This window comes from uncultured Aliiroseovarius sp. (genome assembly GCF_947497285.1).
GTDB lineage: Bacteria > Pseudomonadota > Alphaproteobacteria > Rhodobacterales > Rhodobacteraceae > Aliiroseovarius.
In genome coordinates, this window is sequence record NZ_CANMFT010000003.1 from 53,612 (window position 1) to 71,712 (window position 18,101).

General features: G+C 58.1%; 15 protein-coding genes. 10 read left to right on the forward strand and 5 right to left on the reverse strand.

What is annotated here, in order from left to right; translation table 11 throughout:
- Window positions 1–106: 106 nt before the first annotated feature.
- Window positions 107–1,309: a tryptophan synthase subunit beta gene (trpB, locus tag Q0864_RS05835; protein WP_298566848.1), complete on the forward strand. Its 1,203-nt coding sequence runs from the start codon at window positions 107–109 to the stop codon at window positions 1,307–1,309.
- Between the two features lie 39 nt (window positions 1,310–1,348).
- Here the strand turns inward: trpB and Q0864_RS05840 are convergent, their stop codons facing one another.
- On the reverse strand, window positions 1,349–2,098 hold the full coding sequence (locus Q0864_RS05840) for an extensin family protein (protein ID WP_298566849.1): 750 nt from the start codon (window positions 2,096–2,098) through the stop codon (window positions 1,349–1,351).
- A 9-nt stretch (window positions 2,099–2,107) separates the two neighbouring features.
- The gene (gene ahcY / locus Q0864_RS05845; protein ID WP_298566850.1) at window positions 2,108–3,499 is read right to left on the reverse strand and encodes an adenosylhomocysteinase; all 1,392 of its coding nucleotides are present in this window, start codon (window positions 3,497–3,499) and stop codon (window positions 2,108–2,110) included.
- A gap of 137 nt (window positions 3,500–3,636) precedes the next feature.
- Here ahcY and Q0864_RS05850 point away from each other — a divergent pair, with 137 nt between their 5' ends.
- Together Q0864_RS05850 and Q0864_RS05855 are read left to right on the forward strand one after the other, a co-directional pair.
- Window positions 3,637–4,233, forward strand: a complete 597-nt coding sequence (locus Q0864_RS05850; RefSeq protein WP_298566851.1) for an HD family hydrolase — start codon at window positions 3,637–3,639, stop codon at window positions 4,231–4,233.
- A complete protein-coding gene (locus tag Q0864_RS05855; protein WP_298566852.1) occupies window positions 4,230–4,736 on the forward strand; it encodes a GNAT family N-acetyltransferase in 507 nt (168 codons plus the stop codon). Before Q0864_RS05850 ends, Q0864_RS05855 begins: the two co-directional genes overlap by 4 nt.
- Here the strand turns inward: Q0864_RS05855 and Q0864_RS05860 are convergent.
- From Q0864_RS05860 to Q0864_RS05870, 3 genes are all read right to left on the reverse strand, one after another.
- Window positions 4,733–5,074, reverse strand: a complete 342-nt coding sequence (locus Q0864_RS05860) for a hypothetical protein (RefSeq protein ID WP_298566853.1) — start codon at window positions 5,072–5,074, stop codon at window positions 4,733–4,735. The genes Q0864_RS05855 and Q0864_RS05860 overlap by 4 nt on opposite strands.
- Entirely contained in the window at window positions 5,074–5,628 is a 555-nt protein-coding gene (locus Q0864_RS05865; protein ID WP_298566854.1) for an ActR/PrrA/RegA family redox response regulator transcription factor, read from the reverse strand. Before Q0864_RS05865 ends, Q0864_RS05860 begins: the two co-directional genes overlap by 1 nt.
- An 84-nt stretch (window positions 5,629–5,712) precedes the next feature.
- Complete coding sequence (locus Q0864_RS05870; protein WP_298566855.1) at window positions 5,713–6,342, reverse strand: SCO family protein; 630 nt, start codon at window positions 6,340–6,342, stop codon at window positions 5,713–5,715.
- Between the two features lie 66 nt (window positions 6,343–6,408).
- On the opposite strand from Q0864_RS05870, the gene regB reads away from it, so the two are divergent.
- The 7 genes from regB to addA all read left to right on the forward strand — a co-directional run bounded on the left by regB (window position 6,409) and on the right by addA (window position 18,086).
- Window positions 6,409–7,866 carry a sensor histidine kinase RegB gene (gene regB / locus Q0864_RS05875; protein WP_298566856.1) on the forward strand — a complete coding sequence of 486 codons (1,458 nt, stop codon included), beginning with the start codon at window positions 6,409–6,411 and terminating at the stop codon, window positions 7,864–7,866.
- Between the two features lie 119 nt (window positions 7,867–7,985).
- The gene (locus Q0864_RS05880) at window positions 7,986–9,569 is read left to right on the forward strand and encodes a PAS-domain containing protein (RefSeq protein WP_298566857.1); all 1,584 of its coding nucleotides are present in this window, start codon (window positions 7,986–7,988) and stop codon (window positions 9,567–9,569) included.
- Between the two features lie 41 nt (window positions 9,570–9,610).
- Window positions 9,611–10,108 carry a tRNA (adenosine(37)-N6)-threonylcarbamoyltransferase complex ATPase subunit type 1 TsaE gene (tsaE, locus tag Q0864_RS05885; RefSeq protein WP_298566858.1) on the forward strand — a complete coding sequence of 166 codons (498 nt, stop codon included), beginning with the start codon at window positions 9,611–9,613 and terminating at the stop codon, window positions 10,106–10,108.
- Window positions 10,109–10,140: 32 nt separating this feature from the next.
- Window positions 10,141–11,118 carry a phosphotransferase gene (locus tag Q0864_RS05890; protein ID WP_298567558.1) on the forward strand — a complete coding sequence of 326 codons (978 nt, stop codon included), beginning with the start codon at window positions 10,141–10,143 and terminating at the stop codon, window positions 11,116–11,118.
- Complete coding sequence (locus Q0864_RS05895) at window positions 11,100–11,783, forward strand: nucleotidyltransferase family protein (RefSeq protein ID WP_298566860.1); 684 nt, start codon at window positions 11,100–11,102, stop codon at window positions 11,781–11,783. Before Q0864_RS05890 ends, Q0864_RS05895 begins: the two co-directional genes overlap by 19 nt.
- On the forward strand, window positions 11,776–14,721 hold the full coding sequence (addB, locus tag Q0864_RS05900) for a double-strand break repair protein AddB (RefSeq protein WP_298566861.1): 2,946 nt from the start codon (window positions 11,776–11,778) through the stop codon (window positions 14,719–14,721). Before Q0864_RS05895 ends, addB begins: the two co-directional genes overlap by 8 nt.
- Window positions 14,718–18,086 carry a double-strand break repair helicase AddA gene (gene addA / locus Q0864_RS05905; RefSeq protein WP_298566862.1) on the forward strand — a complete coding sequence of 1,123 codons (3,369 nt, stop codon included), beginning with the start codon at window positions 14,718–14,720 and terminating at the stop codon, window positions 18,084–18,086. The genes addB and addA overlap by 4 nt, the downstream gene beginning before the upstream one ends.
- The last annotated feature ends 15 nt before the right edge of the window (window positions 18,087–18,101 follow it).

Sequence of the window (18,101 nt, forward strand, 5' to 3'; positions counted from 1 at the left end):
GCCGCTTTTTTTGTTGCCATATCCCCCTGCGGCAATTTTTGACTTGTGACAAAAGGGAAGTCGCTGTCTGATCCCACGAAACTTGCAAGCGAGGACATAAGACAAGATGGCATCATATCTAAAATCCACTCCGACCCGTGACGGCATGTTCGGCAATTACGGTGGCGCGATGCTGCCCCCGCCGTTGGAGCCTCATTTCAAGGAAATTCGCGAGGCGTATGACCGCATCTCGAAATCAGCCGATTTCATTGCCGAGCTGCGCCATATCCGCAAACATTTCCAGGGGCGGCCCACGCCGATCTCTTACCTCAAGAACCTGTCGAACCTGTCAAATGGTGCACAGATTTACGCCAAGCGCGAAGATCTGAACCACACGGGCGCGCACAAGCTGAACCACTGTATGGGCGAGGGATTGCTGGCCAAGTTCATGGGCAAGAAAAAGCTGATGGCCGAAACTGGTGCGGGGCAACACGGGGTCGCCTTGGCGACCGCTGCCGCCTATTTCGGGCTGGAATGCGAAATTCACATGGGCGAAATCGACATCGCCAAAGAGGCCCCGAACGTTACCCGGATGAAGCTGTTGGGCGCTGAAGTTGTGCCTGTGGGGTTCGGCGGACGTTCGCTGAAAGAGGCTGTGGACAGCGCCTTTGAGAGCTATATGGGTCAGGCGGACACCGCCCTTTTCGCCATCGGGTCGGTCGTCGGCCCCCATCCCTTCCCGCTGATCGTGCGTGATTTTCAGCATATCGTGGGCGTCGAATCCCGTGAACAATTCCTTGAGATGACCGGCGGTCTGCCGGATATGGTCGCGGCTTGTGTCGGCGGCGGCTCGAACGCGATGGGCCTGTTTTCAGGCTTTATCGACGATGAAGACGTATCGCTGCATGGGGTGGAGCCGATGGGCACCTCGTCCAAGCTGGGCGATCACGCCGCGACCATCTCGTTCGGTGAAGATGGCGATATCCACGGCTTCCGCACCATGGTTCTGAAGGACGAAAAGGGTGATCCCGCGCCTGTGCACACGGTCGCCTCGGGTCTGGATTACCCCGGTGTCGGGCCAGAGCACGCGCATCTCTATCGCACTGGCAAGGCCAACTATACCTCCGCCAATGACAAAGAGGCGCTGGATGCATTCTATGCGCTCAGCCGTCATGAGGGGATCATCCCGGCACTTGAAAGCGCACATGCGGTGGCCTTCGCGATGCGCGAAGCGCCGAAAAACCCCGGCAAGTCGATCCTGATCAACCTGTCGGGCCGTGGCGATAAAGACATCGACTATGTGACCGAGACGTTCGGATTTGGTGACTAATCCAGCTTGGCCCTGCACCCGCAATGGTGTGGGGCCATTCTATCGGCAAAAGCCCCAGCCGGTGTTCTCCAGATGAAAATGGTCGGCGTGCAGTTGATTATAGTCTGGCCCAAGCACCAGCCGAAACCAGTCGCATGACCCACGCCAAATGCGTCGCAGAAACGCTGCTTCGGGGCCGTCGCTATCCCAATCTTCTAGCAATGTCAGACGCCGACCATCGGTCAGCCGCACACCTGTGATGTCGATGGCATTGGCCTTGGCATGGCTGCTCCACCGTCCGTCTGATCCGCGACTGGTGCGCATCTTACGGCAGTTATAGCTGCCGATCTGTGTGATCGCGGCGACTTCGCTGCCCAGCACTTCGCGTGCAGCGGGTTGAACCACGTGCTCCTCCCACATCGCCAGACGCAAAGCCGTGGCGCAGCGCGTTTCGACCCTATTCAACCGCGAATTGGCCAAACCCGACAACTGCCCACGCCCCGCGATGCCACAGTTTTCGTCCACTTCAAGGTCGCTCATCGGCGCAAACGCGACACCCGCTTGATCCAGAACGGCGCGGCATTCCGCAATATCACCCAGCGCGCGCATCATCTGAACGCGAGTGACAAACGTGACCGGGGCGGCGACTGTCAGCCGTTTCGTTGGGTTCCAATGATCTGGCAATGGCCCATCGGGTCGTAGCAACACCCACAGCGCCACAAGACCGAACAGCGCGGCTGAGAAAACCACCGACAAAACAGACAGCGCCGCCCAACGTAGACCGGGGCGGCGCTGTTTTTCTTCGCTCATCGCGCAGAATCAGTAACGATAATGCTCGGGCTTATACGGCCCTTCGGGCGTAACGCCGATATAGGAGGCCTGCTCGCTGCTCAGCTTGGACAGCTTCACGCCGATCCGGTCCAGATGCAGACGGGCGACTTTTTCGTCCAGATGCTTGGGCAGGATGTAGACATCGTTCTTGTATTCGTCGCCTTTGGTCCAAAGCTCGATCTGCGCCAGCACCTGGTTGGTGAAGGACGCCGACATCACGAAGGACGGGTGGCCGGTGGCATTGCCGAGGTTCAGAAGACGACCTTCGGACAGCAGGATCAGACGGTTGCCTGACGGCATCTCGATCATGTCCACCTGTTCTTTGATGTTGGTCCACTTGTGGTTCTTCAGGCTGGCGACTTGGATCTCGTTGTCGAAGTGGCCGATATTGCCAACGATCGCCATGTCCTTCATCGCGCGCATATGCTCGATGCGGATCACGTCCTTGTTGCCGGTGGTGGTGATGAAGATGTCGGCGTCCGCCACGGCGTCTTCCAGCGTCACGACCTCAAACCCGTCCATCGCGGCTTGCAGCGCACAAATAGGGTCGATTTCGGTGACTTTTACACGAGCACCAGCACCGGCGAGCGATGCGGCAGAACCCTTGCCGACGTCACCGTAACCACAAACGACAGCGACCTTGCCGGCCATCATCGTGTCGGTGGCGCGGCGGATACCGTCGACCAGCGATTCCTTACAGCCGTATTTGTTGTCGAATTTCGACTTGGTGACGGAGTCGTTCACGTTGATCGCCGGGAACGGCAGTTGCCCCTGTTTCACCAGGTCATACAGGCGGTGAACGCCAGTGGTCGTTTCCTCGGATACGCCTTTGATCTGGTCGCGCATCTTGGTGAACCAGCCGGGGCTGGCCTTCATACGCTTCTTGATCTGCGCGAAAACCGCCACTTCCTCTTCCGAGGTGGGCGTTTCGATCAGGTCCGTTTCACCGTTTTCAACACGTGCGCCCAGCAGGATGTAAAGCGTCGCATCCCCGCCATCGTCCAGAATCAGGTTCGGCCCGTCAGGGAACATGAACGAGCGGTCCAGATAATCCCAATGTTCTTCCAGCGACTGGCCCTTGATCGCGAAGACCGGCGTGCCACCCGCAGCAATCGCCGCAGCGGCGTGGTCTTGGGTCGAGAAGATGTTGCACGACGCCCAGCGCACATCAGCGCCCAGCGCCACCAGCGTTTCGATCAACACGGCTGTTTGAATGGTCATATGCAGCGACCCAACGATGCGCGATCCCTTCAATGGTTTGCTCTCGCCATATTCGTCGCGCAAAGCCATCAGGCCCGGCATTTCAGTTTCGGCAATATCCAGCTCCTTGCGGCCAAATTCAGCAAGGTTGATGTCTTTTACAATATAGTCTTTGGTCACGGTGTTTCTCCGATACAGAACCCAATGCGGTTGGCAGGTGCCGTATCATTCTATTGACGTGCTGGCAATCAAGCCTGATTGACTCGGGGTTCAAAAACACCAGAGTGCGGCCCTGAATACGCGAGGAGAACACCAAAATGCCCAAACAGCCCCGCGCATGGCAACGAATGCTGTCTGGTCGCCGTCTGGACCTGCTGGACCCGACCCCGATGGATATCGAGATCGAGGACATCGCCCACGGGCTGGCCTTTGTTGCGCGTTGGAACGGGCAGACCCATGGCGATTTTCCCTATTCGGTCGCCGAACATTCGCTGCTGGTCGAGGCGCTTTATTCCCGCATGAACCCCAAAGCGCCCGTCAAATGGCGTCTGGCCGCGCTTCTTCATGACGCGCCGGAATATGTGATTGGCGACATGATCTCTCCGGTCAAATCGGCCGTTGGCCCGGCGTATGGAGAGCTGGATGACCGGCTGATGGCAGCCATACACATCAAGTTCGGCCTACCCGCCAAGCTGCCAGAAGCGATCAAGAAGGCGATCAAGAAAGCCGACCGGATATCTGCGTGGCTTGAGGCCACCCAGATCGCGGGCTTCACGGTTGAGGAATCCAACAGGTTTTTCGGCACGCCGGACCCCAACCAGATTGCGGGCATGTCCATTACGCTCCGCCCGCCCGCAGAGGTTCGGCGCGACTTTACCTCGCGCCACAACGATCTTCTGGGGCAGACGGCATGATCACCACGCGACAGGCGCGCGCCGCAGACGCGCAAGCCATGTGCGACCTGTTGAACCCGATCATCCGCGAAGGGTCCACGACCGCGCACCGATCAGTATTCGACGCAGAGCGGATGCGCGTCACGCATATAGATGAACCACGACTGATCCGCACGACGCTGGCGTTTGACGGTGATGATCTGCTGGGATTTCAACTGCTGGAATGGTCAGATCCAGCCTATGACGGTCCCGAGGCCTTGCCCGATGACTGGGCCGTCATTGCAAGCTTTGTGCGCACGGGACTGCAGGGGCGAGGCGTTGGGCAAGTGTTGTGGCGGGACACGCTGCTGGCCGCCAAGCGGGCGAAGGTGAAGGCCATAGATGCCAGCATCCGCACAGATAACCTGTCGGGTTTGGCCTACTACTCGAAGCTCGGATTTAGAGACTATTCCAGCATAAATGGCATGGTTTTGTCGGATGGATCCGTGGTCGATAAGACGCGCAAGCGGTTTGATATCGCCTAGGCGCAGGTTTGCCCCTGCCGCCCGGTCGCATTGCGCCACCCCACGAACCGTTCGCGGTTGAAGGTCAGCACCAGATCATCCCATTGCAACTGTTGGGTTACACTGCTCGGGCAGCCTGCCAGCGACAGTGCAACGTGGCGGCCAAGCTCGCGATCAAGGGCGGGCAAGACCCCCTTGGGGGAACGTCCGAAGTCGATGCGCTTGCCGATCGGGTCAACCTGAAGCCCTGCAACATCCGGGCGAAAGACTACGTCGCTGCGCTTTTGTACCGGCGTCCCACCCGGCGACACACACGCCGTCAGGCCGAGTGTCATTGCCAGCACAACACGCAGCCGCATCACTTCGGGCTTCGCTTGGCCAGAATCCGCTGCAAGGTGCGGCGATGCATGTTCAGCCGCCGCGCCGTTTCAGACACATTGCGGTCGCACAGCTCATAGACGCGCTGAATATGTTCCCACCGCACGCGATCTGCCGACATCGGGTTTTCAGGCGGCGGCGGAAGCTCGTCTGATCTGGCCAGAAGAGCATTGGTGATGTCGTTTGCATCGGCGGGCTTCGAAAGATAATCCGTCGCACCAAGCTTTACCGCGGACACGGCCGTCGCGATCGCACCATAGCCGGTTAGAATCACAATCCGCGCGTCTGGGCGTTTTTCTCGAATGGTCTCAACAACATCCAACCCGTTGCCATCGTCCAGCCGGAGGTCCACCACGGCATAAGCAGGGGGGCGGGCTGTGGCAATCGCCTTGCCTGCCGCGACTGAGCCAGCTGTTTCGGGTGCAAATCCACGTTTTTCCATGGCGCGCGCGAGGCGTCGCAGAAACGGCTCATCGTCGTCTACAAGAAGCAGAGTGGCGTCTTCACCGATTGCTTCCAGGTCCTGTGCCGTCATCAGACTACCCTCCGGTTCGCGTCCATATTCAACTTTACCTATGCATTGCGTGCCTTAAGGTCAAATCAAACGCGACGTCGTCGGCTATTCTTTAGACGCATCAATGAAACATCCGACACGATCCGCCATGCCTTCCGGCGTTTCGTCACGCTTGAAGAATTCCAAAAAGCCTGTCTGGGGCAGAACCAGATAGGTGAAGGTCGAATGGTCCATCAGGTAGTATTCTTCCTGGCCTTCTTCCGGTTCTTGTTTGCGATAATAGGTCTTGTAGGCCTGACTGGCGGCTTTGACCTGCTCGGGCGTGCCTGTCAGGCCGATCATGTCATCGTGCATGTAGCTTGTAAAATCGGCCAGTTGCTCGGGCGTGTCGCGTTCCGGGTCGACCGAGATGAACACAGCCTGCGCGTCATAGCCGCGATCTTGCAACAGACGCAGCGCGGCGGCGTTGCGGGCATTGTCCAGCGGGCAAACGTCAGGACAGAAGGTATAGCCGAAATACAGCAGTGTGGGCTTGGTGATCACATCCGTGTCGGTAACCTGCTTGCCAGTTTCGTCGATCAGTTCAAACGGCCCACCGATCGAGGCGACACCTGTCCCCACTGCGCTTGCACGGCATTGCGCGAATTTGTCTCCATCGCCTGATGTGACATACCACGTCGCCCCCAGAAGTGCGGCGATGGCGATGGCCCCGGTTGCAGCATAAACGCGCAGCATTGGCTTTCTCCTTGATTTCCTGACAGCATTGATCCGTCTTTTACTCAGGACTAACAAGGGTCCAGAATGACGCAAGCCGAAACAGCAGGTCGTGGATCACAAATGAATGAAGATCGCCTTGGCGCCCCGCTCAATCTACAGGTTGACGGGGCCAATAGTCCGGCAACGGGCCGGTGGGTGCGGTTGCGCACGCTTATCGTGCTGCGCTGGGCGGCAATCATTGGTCAGATCTCGGCTATCATCGTTTCGATCTATGTGTTTTCGCTGGATATCCAGATCGGGCTTGCCGCGATTGTCATCGGCATGGCGGTGATTGCCAACCTTGTTTCGCTGTCTGTCTATCCAAAGAACGCGCGCATGAACGAACGGCAAGCCACGCTGATTTTGATCTTTGACACGCTTCAGCTTGCGTCGATGGTGTTTCTTGCCGGCGGGTTGCACAACCCCTTCATGGTGTTGATCGTGGCGCCTGTCACCGTGGCCGCCACGGCTTTGTCCACGCGGGCCACCGTTATCGTTGGCAGCGTAGCGATTGCGGCCACGACGATTGTTGCCGACTTCAACATTCCCTTGCAGACCCAGATGGGCACCACCGTGCGGATGCCGGAACTGTTCGTGTTTGGCTTGTGGGTCGCTGTTGTGACCTCGATCGTGTTTGTCGGGCTTTACACGCGCCGCATTGCCTCCGAAGTGCAGTCAATGTCCGCAGCGCTTTTGGCCACTCAGATGGCTTTATCGCGGGAACAGAGCCTAACGGACCTTGGCGGTGTCGTCGCGGCAGCGGCCCACGAGCTTGGCACGCCGCTTGCGACGATCAAACTTGTGGCCTCTGAGCTGTCAGAGGAACTTGATGGCCAGAAAGATCAGCAAGACGATGCCATTTTGATCGGCGAACAGGCTGACCGGTGCCGCGACATTCTGCAATCCATGGGCCGCGCGGGCAAAGATGACATGCTGGTCAAAAGCATGCCCTTGGTCGCCTTGATCGAAGAGGCGGCCGAACCCCACCGGGACCGTGGCAAGCTGCTTGAGGTTTCTGTCGTTGCCGAATGCACAGACCCGGCAGACCAACCCGTCATCGCCCGCCAGCCCGAAATCATTCACGGACTGCGCAATCTTATCCAGAACGCCGTCGATTTTGCCGCAACGACGGTGTGGATCGAGCTTGGCTGGACTGATGATGAAATCAAGTTGCGCATCATCGATGATGGTCGCGGGTATTCGCCGCAAGTCATCGGCTGGATCGGAGACCCCTTCATACGCGGCCGCAAAGCAGTGCAGGACCGTGGCCAGCGGCGGGAATACAAGGGAATGGGACTTGGTTTGTTTATTGCAAAAACCCTGCTGGAACGCACAGGTGCCAGCCTGAGCTTCGCAAATGGCACCGAGCCCTATACAGGCCGGCCCCACCCGCGTGAAAAATCCGGGGCGATCGCTCAGGTTGTTTGGCCGCGCGATGATGATGGGATCGACTACAAGCCGTTTGGCGGCGGCTTGGGGGAAAATATGCCGTTCAACATCTAAAGGCGCGCGTTACCACGTCCGTTCGACTTTGGTTAAAGCTTAATTAACCATCCCGTTGCTAGGCTGAGACCTGTTCCAGAAACGGGCCATCTGTGCCCGGCATTTCAAACGGGGTTAAAATGTTCAACACGGTCCTTTCCATCGGTCTTGTCCTGGCTGCATTCTGTGTCGCGTTTACTGCGCTTTTTGCCCTGTCGATCGTCGAAACGCGCCGCAAGAAGACGTTGCGCCGCGAAGCGACCCTTACCGACGGCGCGATGGTCTTCATGTTTGACGATGACCGAATGGTCGATGCCACACCTGCCGCCTCGCAGCTTATGGCGTCAGGTCCACGCTATGAAAAAACATCGGACTGGGGACATCTTGCCAACATGCTCGGCGCGCGGTTTCCAAATCTGACCGAACAAATGGGCGATCTGGCCGAACTGGGAAAACTGACGCTGACCGCGTCAGATGGTGGAAACAGAATCAAGGCAGAATGGCGCGACGGGCTGGCCCGCATCGAACTTGTCGATCTGGAAGGTGGCAGCAGCGCTATGCCTATGGACCGCCTTGGTTTCGAGGCGATGCAGCACGAATTGAACTGCCTGCGCGCCACCGCCCAGCATGTGCCCCTGATGGTCTGGCGCGAAAACCAGCAGGGGGTCATCACTTGGGCAAACCGTGCCTATCTGGATATGGCAACGTCGGCGATGGACCCGGACGACATAGCCGCTTGGCCGCCGAAGCAAATTTTTGAACACGCGCACCTGACGGATGCGAGCGAGCTGGACCAGCCGCGCCGCGTGGCGGTGCAGCTTCACGACGATGACACACGCCACTGGTTTGATTTGCATGCCGTCCAAGCTGGTGATGAAACGCTTTTTACCGCTGTTCCGGCAGACAAGGTCGTGCATGCCGAAAGCACCTTGTCCGAATTCGTCACCACCCTGACAAAAACCTTTGCACACTTGCCCATCGGGCTGGCGATCTTCGACCGCAAGCGGCAGTTGACACTGTTTAACCCAGCATTGACCGATCTTGTGACTTTGCCGATTGATTTTCTCGTTGGCAAACCACGACTGTTTGCATTTCTGGACCGCTTGCGGGAAAAGCGCATGATGCCGGAGCCAAAGGACTATATGTCATGGCGGCAGCAGATGTCCGACCTCGAAGCCGCGGCGGTAAATGGAACCTATGAAGAAACCTGGGCACTTCCAACAGGGCAAACCTATCGGGTCACGGGGCGGCCGCACCCAGACGGTGCCGTTGCGTTTCTGTTCGAAGACATCACCGCCGAAATCTCGCTGACGCGCCGTTTCCGTGCAGAGCTTGAGATGGGTCAATCGGCATTGGACAGCTTCGGCGATGCAGTCGCCATCTTTTCGGCGGGTGGCGTTCTGTCCATGTCTAACAAGGCCTACGATCAGCTTTGGGGCAACGATCCTTCGATTTCGCTGGCAGATGTCAATCTGGGCGATGCGATCAGCACTTGGCGCCAGACCAGCATGGAAACACCCGTTTGGAACCAGCTCAAGGAATTTGTCGCAACAAACGGAAAGCGCACGGAATGGTCCGCCCGCGTAAACCTGCGCGATGGTCGAGTGTTGGAGGCCCAGTTTGTCCCGATGGTGCGTGGTGCAACGATGGCGCGGTTCCACCTTCTGGACGCATTGCCTCAATTCGGCGCGCTCGATATCGACAGGCTGCCCGCCGAGGCCTGAACGGGCTTGCGTCACCGTGACAGAGGGCTAAAACTCCTGTTATGTCTCAGGCCTTCCATCAGCAGGTTCAATTCCGCTCCCCCGAAGAAACAGCAGGTTTTGCAGCCCGGTTTTCGCAATGCTTGAAGCAGGGCGATGTGATTTTGCTTGAAGGCAGTATCGGCGCTGGAAAAACACATTTCGCGCGCGCCCTGATACAAACGCGACTGGCCGCAGCCAGTGCGATGGAAGATGTGCCTTCCCCGACCTTCACCTTGGTGCAGACCTACGACGACGGATGCTGCGAGATTTGGCATGCTGACCTGTATCGCCTTACCCATCCCGACGAAGTCGAGGAATTGGGCCTGCTGGCTGCCTTTGAAACCGCAATTTGCCTTGTGGAATGGCCCGATCGACTGGGCAACCTTGCCCCGCCAAGCGCACTGAAACTGACATTTGAAATGGTGCCGGACCCGGTCGAACACGAGCACCGCCTTGTCACGATCAGCAGCGCCAATCTTCAATGGCAATCCCGCGTCGAAGCGGCCCTGCGCTCATGACCTCTCGCGCCACACAACAAGCTCGGTTTCTAATGTGCGTCGGATGGTCAGATGCGGTGAAAGAGCCGATCACAGGCGATGCCTCGGCGCGGCAGTATCATAGACTAACACAGCCAGAAAGCGGACAGACGGCGATTTTAATGGACGCCCCTCTGGACCTGTGTGGCACGATGCAGCCCTTTGTCGAGGTCGCCTCTTATTTGTCAAATGTCGGGCTTTCCGCACCCAAAATAATGCATCAGGATATCGAGCAGGGTTTTTTGCTTCTTGAAGACCTTGGCCGCGCGGTTTTTGCAGCCGAAATTGCATCGGACCCCCGCCGCGAAGCCCCCCTTTACACGGCAGCCGTGCATCTTATTGCCAAGCTTCATGATCACCCAAACGAACGCTTGCCTTTGTATGACGCCGACAAGATGGCTGAGGCCGTCGATCTTGCCTTTCTGCACTATCGCGCCACCCCGACAGACAAACTTGATGCCCCCGCGAAAGACGCAAGTGCGCTTTTGTGGGAACACCTGACCCAACTCAGCAATTTCAGCACCGTATCGCTCAGGGATTACCATGCAGAGAACCTCCTTTGGCTGCCAGATCGCGACGAGGACAAGCGCGTCGGTTTGCTTGATTTTCAGGATGCTGTGCAAACCCACCCGGCCTACGATCTGGTTTCCCTGTTGCGCGATGCGCGCCGTGATGTGTCGCCTGAATTGGCCGACCACTTGATCGGTGTTTTCTGCCACCTTCGGGGGTATGACGAAGACCGCTTCCGCGCCGAGGCGGCTTTGATCTCGGTTCAGCGAAATCTACGCATCCTCGGCATCTTTGCACGCCTGTCGCGCCAGATGGGAAAACCGCATTATGTTGACCTGATTCCGCGGGTTTGGGACCACCTTCAACGCGACCTGGACCACCCGTCGCTTGATCGCCTCAGACCAACGCTGCGCACCATATTGCCAGCCCCTGAACCAGACTTTCTGACAATACTGAGGTCCCCATGCCAAACTCTGCGATGATATTTGCCGCCGGTCGCGGGACACGTATGGGGTCGTTGACCAAGGACTGCCCGAAGCCTCTGATCAAGGTCTCGGGACGACCGCTAATCGACTATGCGATGGACTTAGTCCAAAGCAGCCCAATCGAAAAAACCGTGGTGAATGTCCATTATCTTGCAGATCAGATTGCAGACCACCTTCGAGACCAAGATGTCTTGCTGTCCTACGAAGCCGGCACAGTTCTGGAGACCGGGGGCGGGCTAAAAAAGGCTCTAACCTTGCTAAATTCTGACACTGTTGTCACATTGAACTCTGACGCGGTCTGGACTGGTGCGAACCCGATCAATGCCCTTCTAAGCGCGTGGGACCCCGCGAAAATGGACGCGCTTTTAATGCTGGTGGACCACCCTGACGCCATTGGCCACAATGGGGCCGGTGACTTTCTTATGTCCACGGATGGGACGCTTCAACGTGGGCAGGGGCTGACCTATACCGGGTGCCAAATCATCAAGACCCAATTTGTGGAAGCGATTCCGCAGGACGTATTTTCCCTTAACCTCGCTTGGGATTCCATTTTGCAGACGGATCGCGCATTCGGGCTGCGTCATCACGGACAATGGTGCGATGTTGGTCATCCCGAGGGGATCACGCTTGCTGAAGCGATGCTAAGGAATGCCGATGTTTGATCCTATTGAAAGTGCCCGCGTTTTTGGGGCGCCACTCGGCGTCGACTTTCCGAAGGCTCTGGTCGATGGCGTGCTGGCCCGCACCAAGGACCAGCCGCCCGAAGCGCTTGCCCGGATCGAACTGTTCGTGAACACAAGCCGCATGCAGTCGCGTGTGCGAAGCCTTTTTTCGGGCCAAACCCGGTTTTTGCCACGCATCCGCCTGATCACCGACTTGGCCCAAGATCCAGCTTTGTCCAACGTGCCACAACCCGTTGCACCCCTGCGCCGAAGGCTAGAGCTTCGTCAATTGATCGCGGCCTTGATTGAACGCGAACCCGACCTGGCCCCAAAAGCAGCTGTTTTCGACCTTGCCGACAGTCTGGCCAACCTGATGGACGAAATGCACAGCGAAGGGGTGCATCCAAAAGACCTTCAGCAGCTTGATGTTGGCGAAATGTCCGAGCACTGGGCACGCAGCTTGAAATTCATCTCTTTGGTGGAGCGCTATTTCGGCGATGCGTCGAAAGAGGCGCCCGATGTCGAGACGCGACAGCGCATGGTGATCGAAGCGACGATCCAAAAGTGGCACGCCGACCCGCCTGCACACCCCATCCTGATTGCGGGCTCAACCGGTTCACGCGGTGCGACTGCGATGTTGATGGAAGCGGTTGCCAAATTGCCTCAGGGCGCGGTGATCCTTCCGGGATTTGACTATGACATGCCGCCCGAGATTTGGGCGCAACTTCGCGACGCTCTCTCATCTGAGGATCACCCACAGTTTCGTTTTGCCAAGCTGATGGACAGGCTTGGCATGTTGCCAACTGCGGTCATGAACTGGACCGAAACAGTCCCTAATTCGCCCCAAAGGAACGCTCTGGTTTCTTTGGCGCTGCGACCTGCGCCCGTCACGGATCAATGGCAAGTTGAGGGAAAGACCTTCAAAGGCATCGAACCGGCCACCCGGGATCTGACGCTGATCGAAGCCCGAACACCTCGCGCCGAAGCGATGTCCATTGCCGTCATTCTGCGCCGATCTGTCGAAGACGGCGTGCCTGTTGCATTGATCACACCTGACCGAAACCTGACACGACAGGTCACCGCAGCGCTGGACCGTTGGGGCATTGAGCCAGATGACAGCGCTGGGCGGCCACTTGCCCAGTCGGCACCCGGCCGTTTCCTGCAACATGTCGCACGTCTGATGTGCGAAGACACCCGCGCCGAAACGCTACTGACGCTGTTGAAGCATCCGCTTACGCATAGCGCGCCGGGAATGCGCGGCGACCATCTGCGCTGGACCCGCGATTTTGAGCTTCAGGTCCTGCGGGGGGGGATTGCACTGCCATCACAGGACACTCTTGCGCAATGGGCCACGCGCCATGCCGACGACACCGCAAGATTGAAATGGATCAAATGGGTTGACGACACTTTTTTGAACAAAGCCGTGCCGGGTGAAACGGACCTAGAGGCCCTCGTGGACGGTCACATCGCGCTTGCCGAACGCATTGCGCGCGGAACCAGTGATGGCGGCACCGGCGAACTGTGGGAACGCACAGCCGGAAAACGCGCTTTGGAAATCGTCTCTAATCTTGCAGAAAATGGCCAATACGGGGGCACGCTTAGCGCCGCGGCCTATCGCGATCTTTTCCGGTCTGTGCTGAATACCGGCGAGGTGCGCGACCCCGTCACACCACACCCGCATGTGATGTTCTGGGGCACGCTTGAGGCCCGCGTTCAGGGTGCGGACCGTGTCATTCTGGCGGGTCTGAATGACGGAATTTGGCCTGAGCTTCCAGCACCGGACTCATGGCTCAATCGCAAAATGCGACTTGATGCGGGCTTGCTTCTGCCTGAACGGCGCATCGGCTTGTCAGCACACGACTTTCAGCAGGCGATCGCCGCAAAAGAGGTGTATCTGACTCGCGCAACCCGAGATGAAGACAGCGAAACGATCCCGTCGCGTTGGCTTAACCGGCTCTGCAACCTGATGGGTGGCATGTCGGATCAAGGTGCTGCACAGCTTGACGCAATGCGCAGGCGAGGCGACGTTTGGATCGCACTTGCCCAACAGCTTGACGACGTTCAAACACGCCTCCCACCCGAGCCGCGCCCATCGCCCGCGCCGCCCGTGTCAGCGCGCCCAACGCGGTTGTCGGCAACGGGTGTGACGAAGCTGATCCGTGACCCATACGCTATCTATGCCGACAAAGTGCTTCATCTGCGCACGCTGCCTCCGATCCAGCAAGAATCTGATGCGTTGGTGCGCGGCACTGTTCTTCACCGTGTTTTTGAACGGTTTGCCCAGGAAACCGCCCTGCCGCAAGATCCGCCAATGGAACAAGAACGCCTTATGCAGATCGCCCACGAGGTGATGCAGGATTTGGTGCCTTGGCCCGCAACTCGATTCCTGTGGCTGGCCCGAATTGGGCGCATCGCTGAGTGGTTCGTGGCGCAAGAAACGCAGCGCCGCATGCGCTCTGAAAACCTGGCCAACGAAGTGTGGGGCGAAGTGACGTTTGAACACCTCGGGTTCACGCTTGGCGCCAAGGCCGACCGGATCGATCGTCGCAACGACGGGCAGCTTGAAATCTACGATTACAAAACAGGCACACCGCCCAATGCAAAGATGCAGAAACACTTTGACAAACAGCTATTGCTAGAAGCCGTTATTGCCAATCTGGGCGGGTTTAGAGACTTATCTGAACGCCAGACGGCGTCGATCTGCTACATTGGGCTTACCCCCAAGAAGGAAGAGCGCACAGACCTTTCGCAAGCCGACGTTACGATCGCTCAGGCGGAGTTCGAGGCGCTTGTTCAAGCCTACCAAGACCCGGCCCAAGGATTCACATCGCGCCGGTCAGTTCACATGCAGCGATTTGAGGGGGACTATGACCATCTCGCGCGGTTTGGGGAATGGGACGACAGTTTCGACCCGACGGTATTGGAGGTTGGTCGATGAATACCAACGAAGCTACGCTCCGGCAGATCGACGCCGCGGATCCCGGCAACTCTACGTGGCTGTCAGCCAATGCTGGGTCTGGCAAGACCCGTGTGCTGACCGATCGCGTTGCGCGTCTTTTGCTGGATGGGGTGTCGCCCCAGAATATCCTGTGCCTGACTTACACAAAAGCCGCCGCCAGCGAGATGCAGAACCGGTTGTTCAAGCGGCTGGGTGAATGGGCGATGAAAGACGATGTCGCACTGTCCACCGCCTTGCAGGAACTCGGCTTGGACAGCACACGCGACCTTTCGCTGGCACGACAGCTGTTTGCCCGCGCCATCGAAACTCCCGGCGGGTTGAAAATTCAAACCATTCACGCCTATTGCGCCTCGCTGCTGCGCCGCTTTCCGATGGAGGCAGGCGTGTCGCCGCAATTCGCCGAGATGGACGAACGCGCCGCAAAGCACCTGCGCGCAGATGTCGTGGATCAGATGAGCGACGGCCCGTTGGCATGCCATGTCCAAGCGCTTGCGCAACATTTCACGGGCGAGGATCTTGCAAAGTTCACCCAAGACATCGCGAAACATCGCACCTTGTTCACCCAAATGCCAAGCTCTGAGGACGTTGCCCGTTGGTTTTCGCTGCCTCCAAACTGTGATGAAGCACAGATTCTGGAAGCAACCTTTCAGCCCGGCGACCTGGATATGCTCAAGGGGTTTGCAACCCAGCTGAGAGCCGGCAGCACCCAGGATCAGAAACATGCCGACCGCCTTGATGGTGCTGATTTCAACCAACCAACCATGGACCTGCTTCAGCGGTTAGAAAGCTTCCTGTTGCTACAAGGATCACCGTTTTCAGCAAAGATAGACAAGATTCCTACCAAACCGCTCCGGACTGGTATCTGCGCCCCAATCATGCCCGCGCTTAACGACTTGATGCTCAGGGTCGAGGACGCCCGGCGCGATCGCCTTGCGCTTTTGAACACCCGCAGAACCTATGCCCTGCATAGATTTGCGCACCACTTCATCGCACTTTACGAAGCCGCCAAGCTGGATCGCGGGTGGCTTGATTTTGACGACCTGATTCTGAAAGCCGGCGCGCTTTTGACCGATCCATCCGTCGCCGCTTGGGTGCTGTATCGCCTTGATGGCGGGATCGATCATATTTTGGTGGACGAAGCGCAGGACACCAGCCCGGCCCAGTGGCGCATCGTCGACAATCTTGCGCGCGAATTCACAAGCGGGTCAGGCGCGCGCGATGACGTCGAGCGGACGATTTTTGTCGTCGGGGATCCCAAACAGTCGATCTATTCGTTTCAAGGTGCTGAACCTGCTGCCTTTGATCGCATGAATGCCGCGTTCACAGCCAGGTTGTCACAGATCGGTCGGACGCTTGTTCAACTGCCGCTGGAGTTCTCGTTCCGCTCGTCCCCCGCTGTTCTGGGGTTCGTCGATATGGCGTTGGAGGACCGAAGCGGTCTGGGCAATTCGTTCCAGCACCGCGCCTTCTTTTCTGACATGCCCGGTCGGGTTGACCTGTGGCCAGTCATCGAGCCCGTAAAACAAGACGAGGACCGCGTCTGGAACGACCCCGTTGACCGACCCTCGCCGCGTGACAATCGAGTTCAGCTGGCAGACCAGATCGCGGCCGAGATTGATCGCTTGGTGAAAACAGAGACTATTCAAGGTAAAAACGGGGACCGCAGACCCGTCAATGCCGGGGATATTCTGGTTCTTGTCAGGTCGCGCAAGGTGCTGTTTCACGAAATCATTCGCGCTTGCAAAGCCCGTGACATCCCCATTGCAGGGGCTGATCAGTTGAAGATTGGCGCAGAGCTTGCGGTAAAAGACATGACGGCACTTCTGTCCTTCCTGGCCACCCCCGAAGACGATCTTTCGCTTGCCGCACTGTTGCGGTCGCCATTGCTCGGGTGGTCAGAGGACGCGCTGTTCCGACTGGCGCACTATCGGAGCAAAGGCGTGTTTTTGTGGCGCGCTCTGTCCGACCAGGCGGCCCAGTACCCAAAGACACTGGAAATTCTTCATGACCTTCGAAACGCCGCTGACTTTCTTCGGCCCTATGAACTGTTGGAGCGCGCACTGACCCGTCACGATGGGCGTCGCAAATTTCTGGCACGCCTCGGACAAGAAGCCGAGGATGGGATTGATGCACTTCTGGCTCAGTCGATGGCCTATGAGCATCTGGAGGTCCCTAGCCTGACCGGCTTTCTGACATGGCTGCAATCGGACGAGGTTACGATCAAGCGGCAAATGGATTCGGTGGGCCGGCAGGTGCGCGTGATGACAATTCATGGCTCCAAGGGGCTAGAATCGCCGATCGTCATCTTGCCCGATCTGCTCGCAATACCCTCGAACGAAACGCCGAATGTCGCAACACTGCCGGATGGCGCCGCCTACTGGCCCCCTGTTACAAAGGACCGAACCGAAGTCATCGAGGCCTCAGCAGAGCAGATCCGCGACGCAGAAACCGAAGAACGCACGCGTCTTCTATACGTGGCCATGACGCGGGCCGAACAGTGGTTGGTTCTGGCCGGGGCGGGAAAACCCGGCAACAGCGACGACAACTGGTTTCGGATCTGCGAGGCAGCGATGCAGAAAGCTGGCGGAATAGACACAGATTTCCCAACAGGAGCGGGCAAACGTTTCGAACTCGGGAATTGGCCAAAGGCGACTGTCAACGCCTCGCCGGACGAAGACCAGACGCCCGCGGAATTGCCATCTTGGCTTCAGGTCCCGGTCGCATCTGTGCCCACGCGTCTCAAGCCGATCACGCCTTCGGAGCTCGGCGGTGCCAAGGCGCTTGCCGCCGAAACGGCATATGGGGGCGGGGATGCCGCCCTGAAGCGCGGTCGCCAGATCCATCTGTTGCTGGAGCATTTGCCACCCCTGCCCGAAGACATGTGGTCACAAACCGCGCGAGCCCTGCTTGGTCAGGGTGAGGATAAGGCAGACGGGGCCGAGCTGGACGAGTTGCTGCAAGAAGCGACGCGTGTGTTGAAGACACCAGCGCTTGCGCCGCTGTTTGCCAACGATGATTTGGCCGAAGTTCCTGTCACCGCGACCTTCGATCACTTGCCCGGCCGCGTTCTTCACGGGGTGTTAGACCGCTTGCTGATCACCGACGACGCGGTTTTAGCGGTCGATTTCAAGACCAACCGTGCAGTTCCAGCCACGCAAGCCGAAACGCCCGAGGGTCTGTTGCGCCAACTTGGCGCTTATCGTGCGGTTTTGCAGCAGATCTACCCTGACCGTCCCGTGCACACCGCGATCCTTTGGACACAAAGCTGTGAGCTCATGACATTTGAGGATGCTTTGGTCGATGCGGCGTTCGTTCACCTTGACGCAACCACGCTGCCTACCTAGTTTCACCACAACATC

Coding starts and splice junctions, on each gene's coding strand:
- trpB (WP_298566848.1), top strand. CDS start 107: ATGGCATCATATCTAAAATCCACTCCGACCCGTGACGGCATGTTCGGC.
- Q0864_RS05840 (WP_298566849.1), bottom strand. CDS start 2,098: ATGAGCGAAGAAAAACAGCGCCGCCCCGGTCTACGTTGGGCGGCGCTG.
- Q0864_RS05850 (WP_298566851.1), top strand. CDS start 3,637: ATGCCCAAACAGCCCCGCGCATGGCAACGAATGCTGTCTGGTCGCCGT.
- Q0864_RS05855 (WP_298566852.1), top strand. CDS start 4,230: ATGATCACCACGCGACAGGCGCGCGCCGCAGACGCGCAAGCCATGTGC.
- Q0864_RS05860 (WP_298566853.1), bottom strand. CDS start 5,074: ATGCGGCTGCGTGTTGTGCTGGCAATGACACTCGGCCTGACGGCGTGT.
- Q0864_RS05865 (WP_298566854.1), bottom strand. CDS start 5,628: ATGACGGCACAGGACCTGGAAGCAATCGGTGAAGACGCCACTCTGCTT.
- Q0864_RS05870 (WP_298566855.1), bottom strand. CDS start 6,342: ATGCTGCGCGTTTATGCTGCAACCGGGGCCATCGCCATCGCCGCACTT.
- regB (WP_298566856.1), top strand. CDS start 6,409: ATGACGCAAGCCGAAACAGCAGGTCGTGGATCACAAATGAATGAAGAT.
- Q0864_RS05880 (WP_298566857.1), top strand. CDS start 7,986: ATGTTCAACACGGTCCTTTCCATCGGTCTTGTCCTGGCTGCATTCTGT.
- tsaE (WP_298566858.1), top strand. CDS start 9,611: ATGTCTCAGGCCTTCCATCAGCAGGTTCAATTCCGCTCCCCCGAAGAA.
- Q0864_RS05890 (WP_298567558.1), top strand. CDS start 10,141: ATGTGCGTCGGATGGTCAGATGCGGTGAAAGAGCCGATCACAGGCGAT.
- Q0864_RS05895 (WP_298566860.1), top strand. CDS start 11,100: ATGCCAAACTCTGCGATGATATTTGCCGCCGGTCGCGGGACACGTATG.
- addB (WP_298566861.1), top strand. CDS start 11,776: ATGTTTGATCCTATTGAAAGTGCCCGCGTTTTTGGGGCGCCACTCGGC.
- addA (WP_298566862.1), top strand. CDS start 14,718: ATGAATACCAACGAAGCTACGCTCCGGCAGATCGACGCCGCGGATCCC.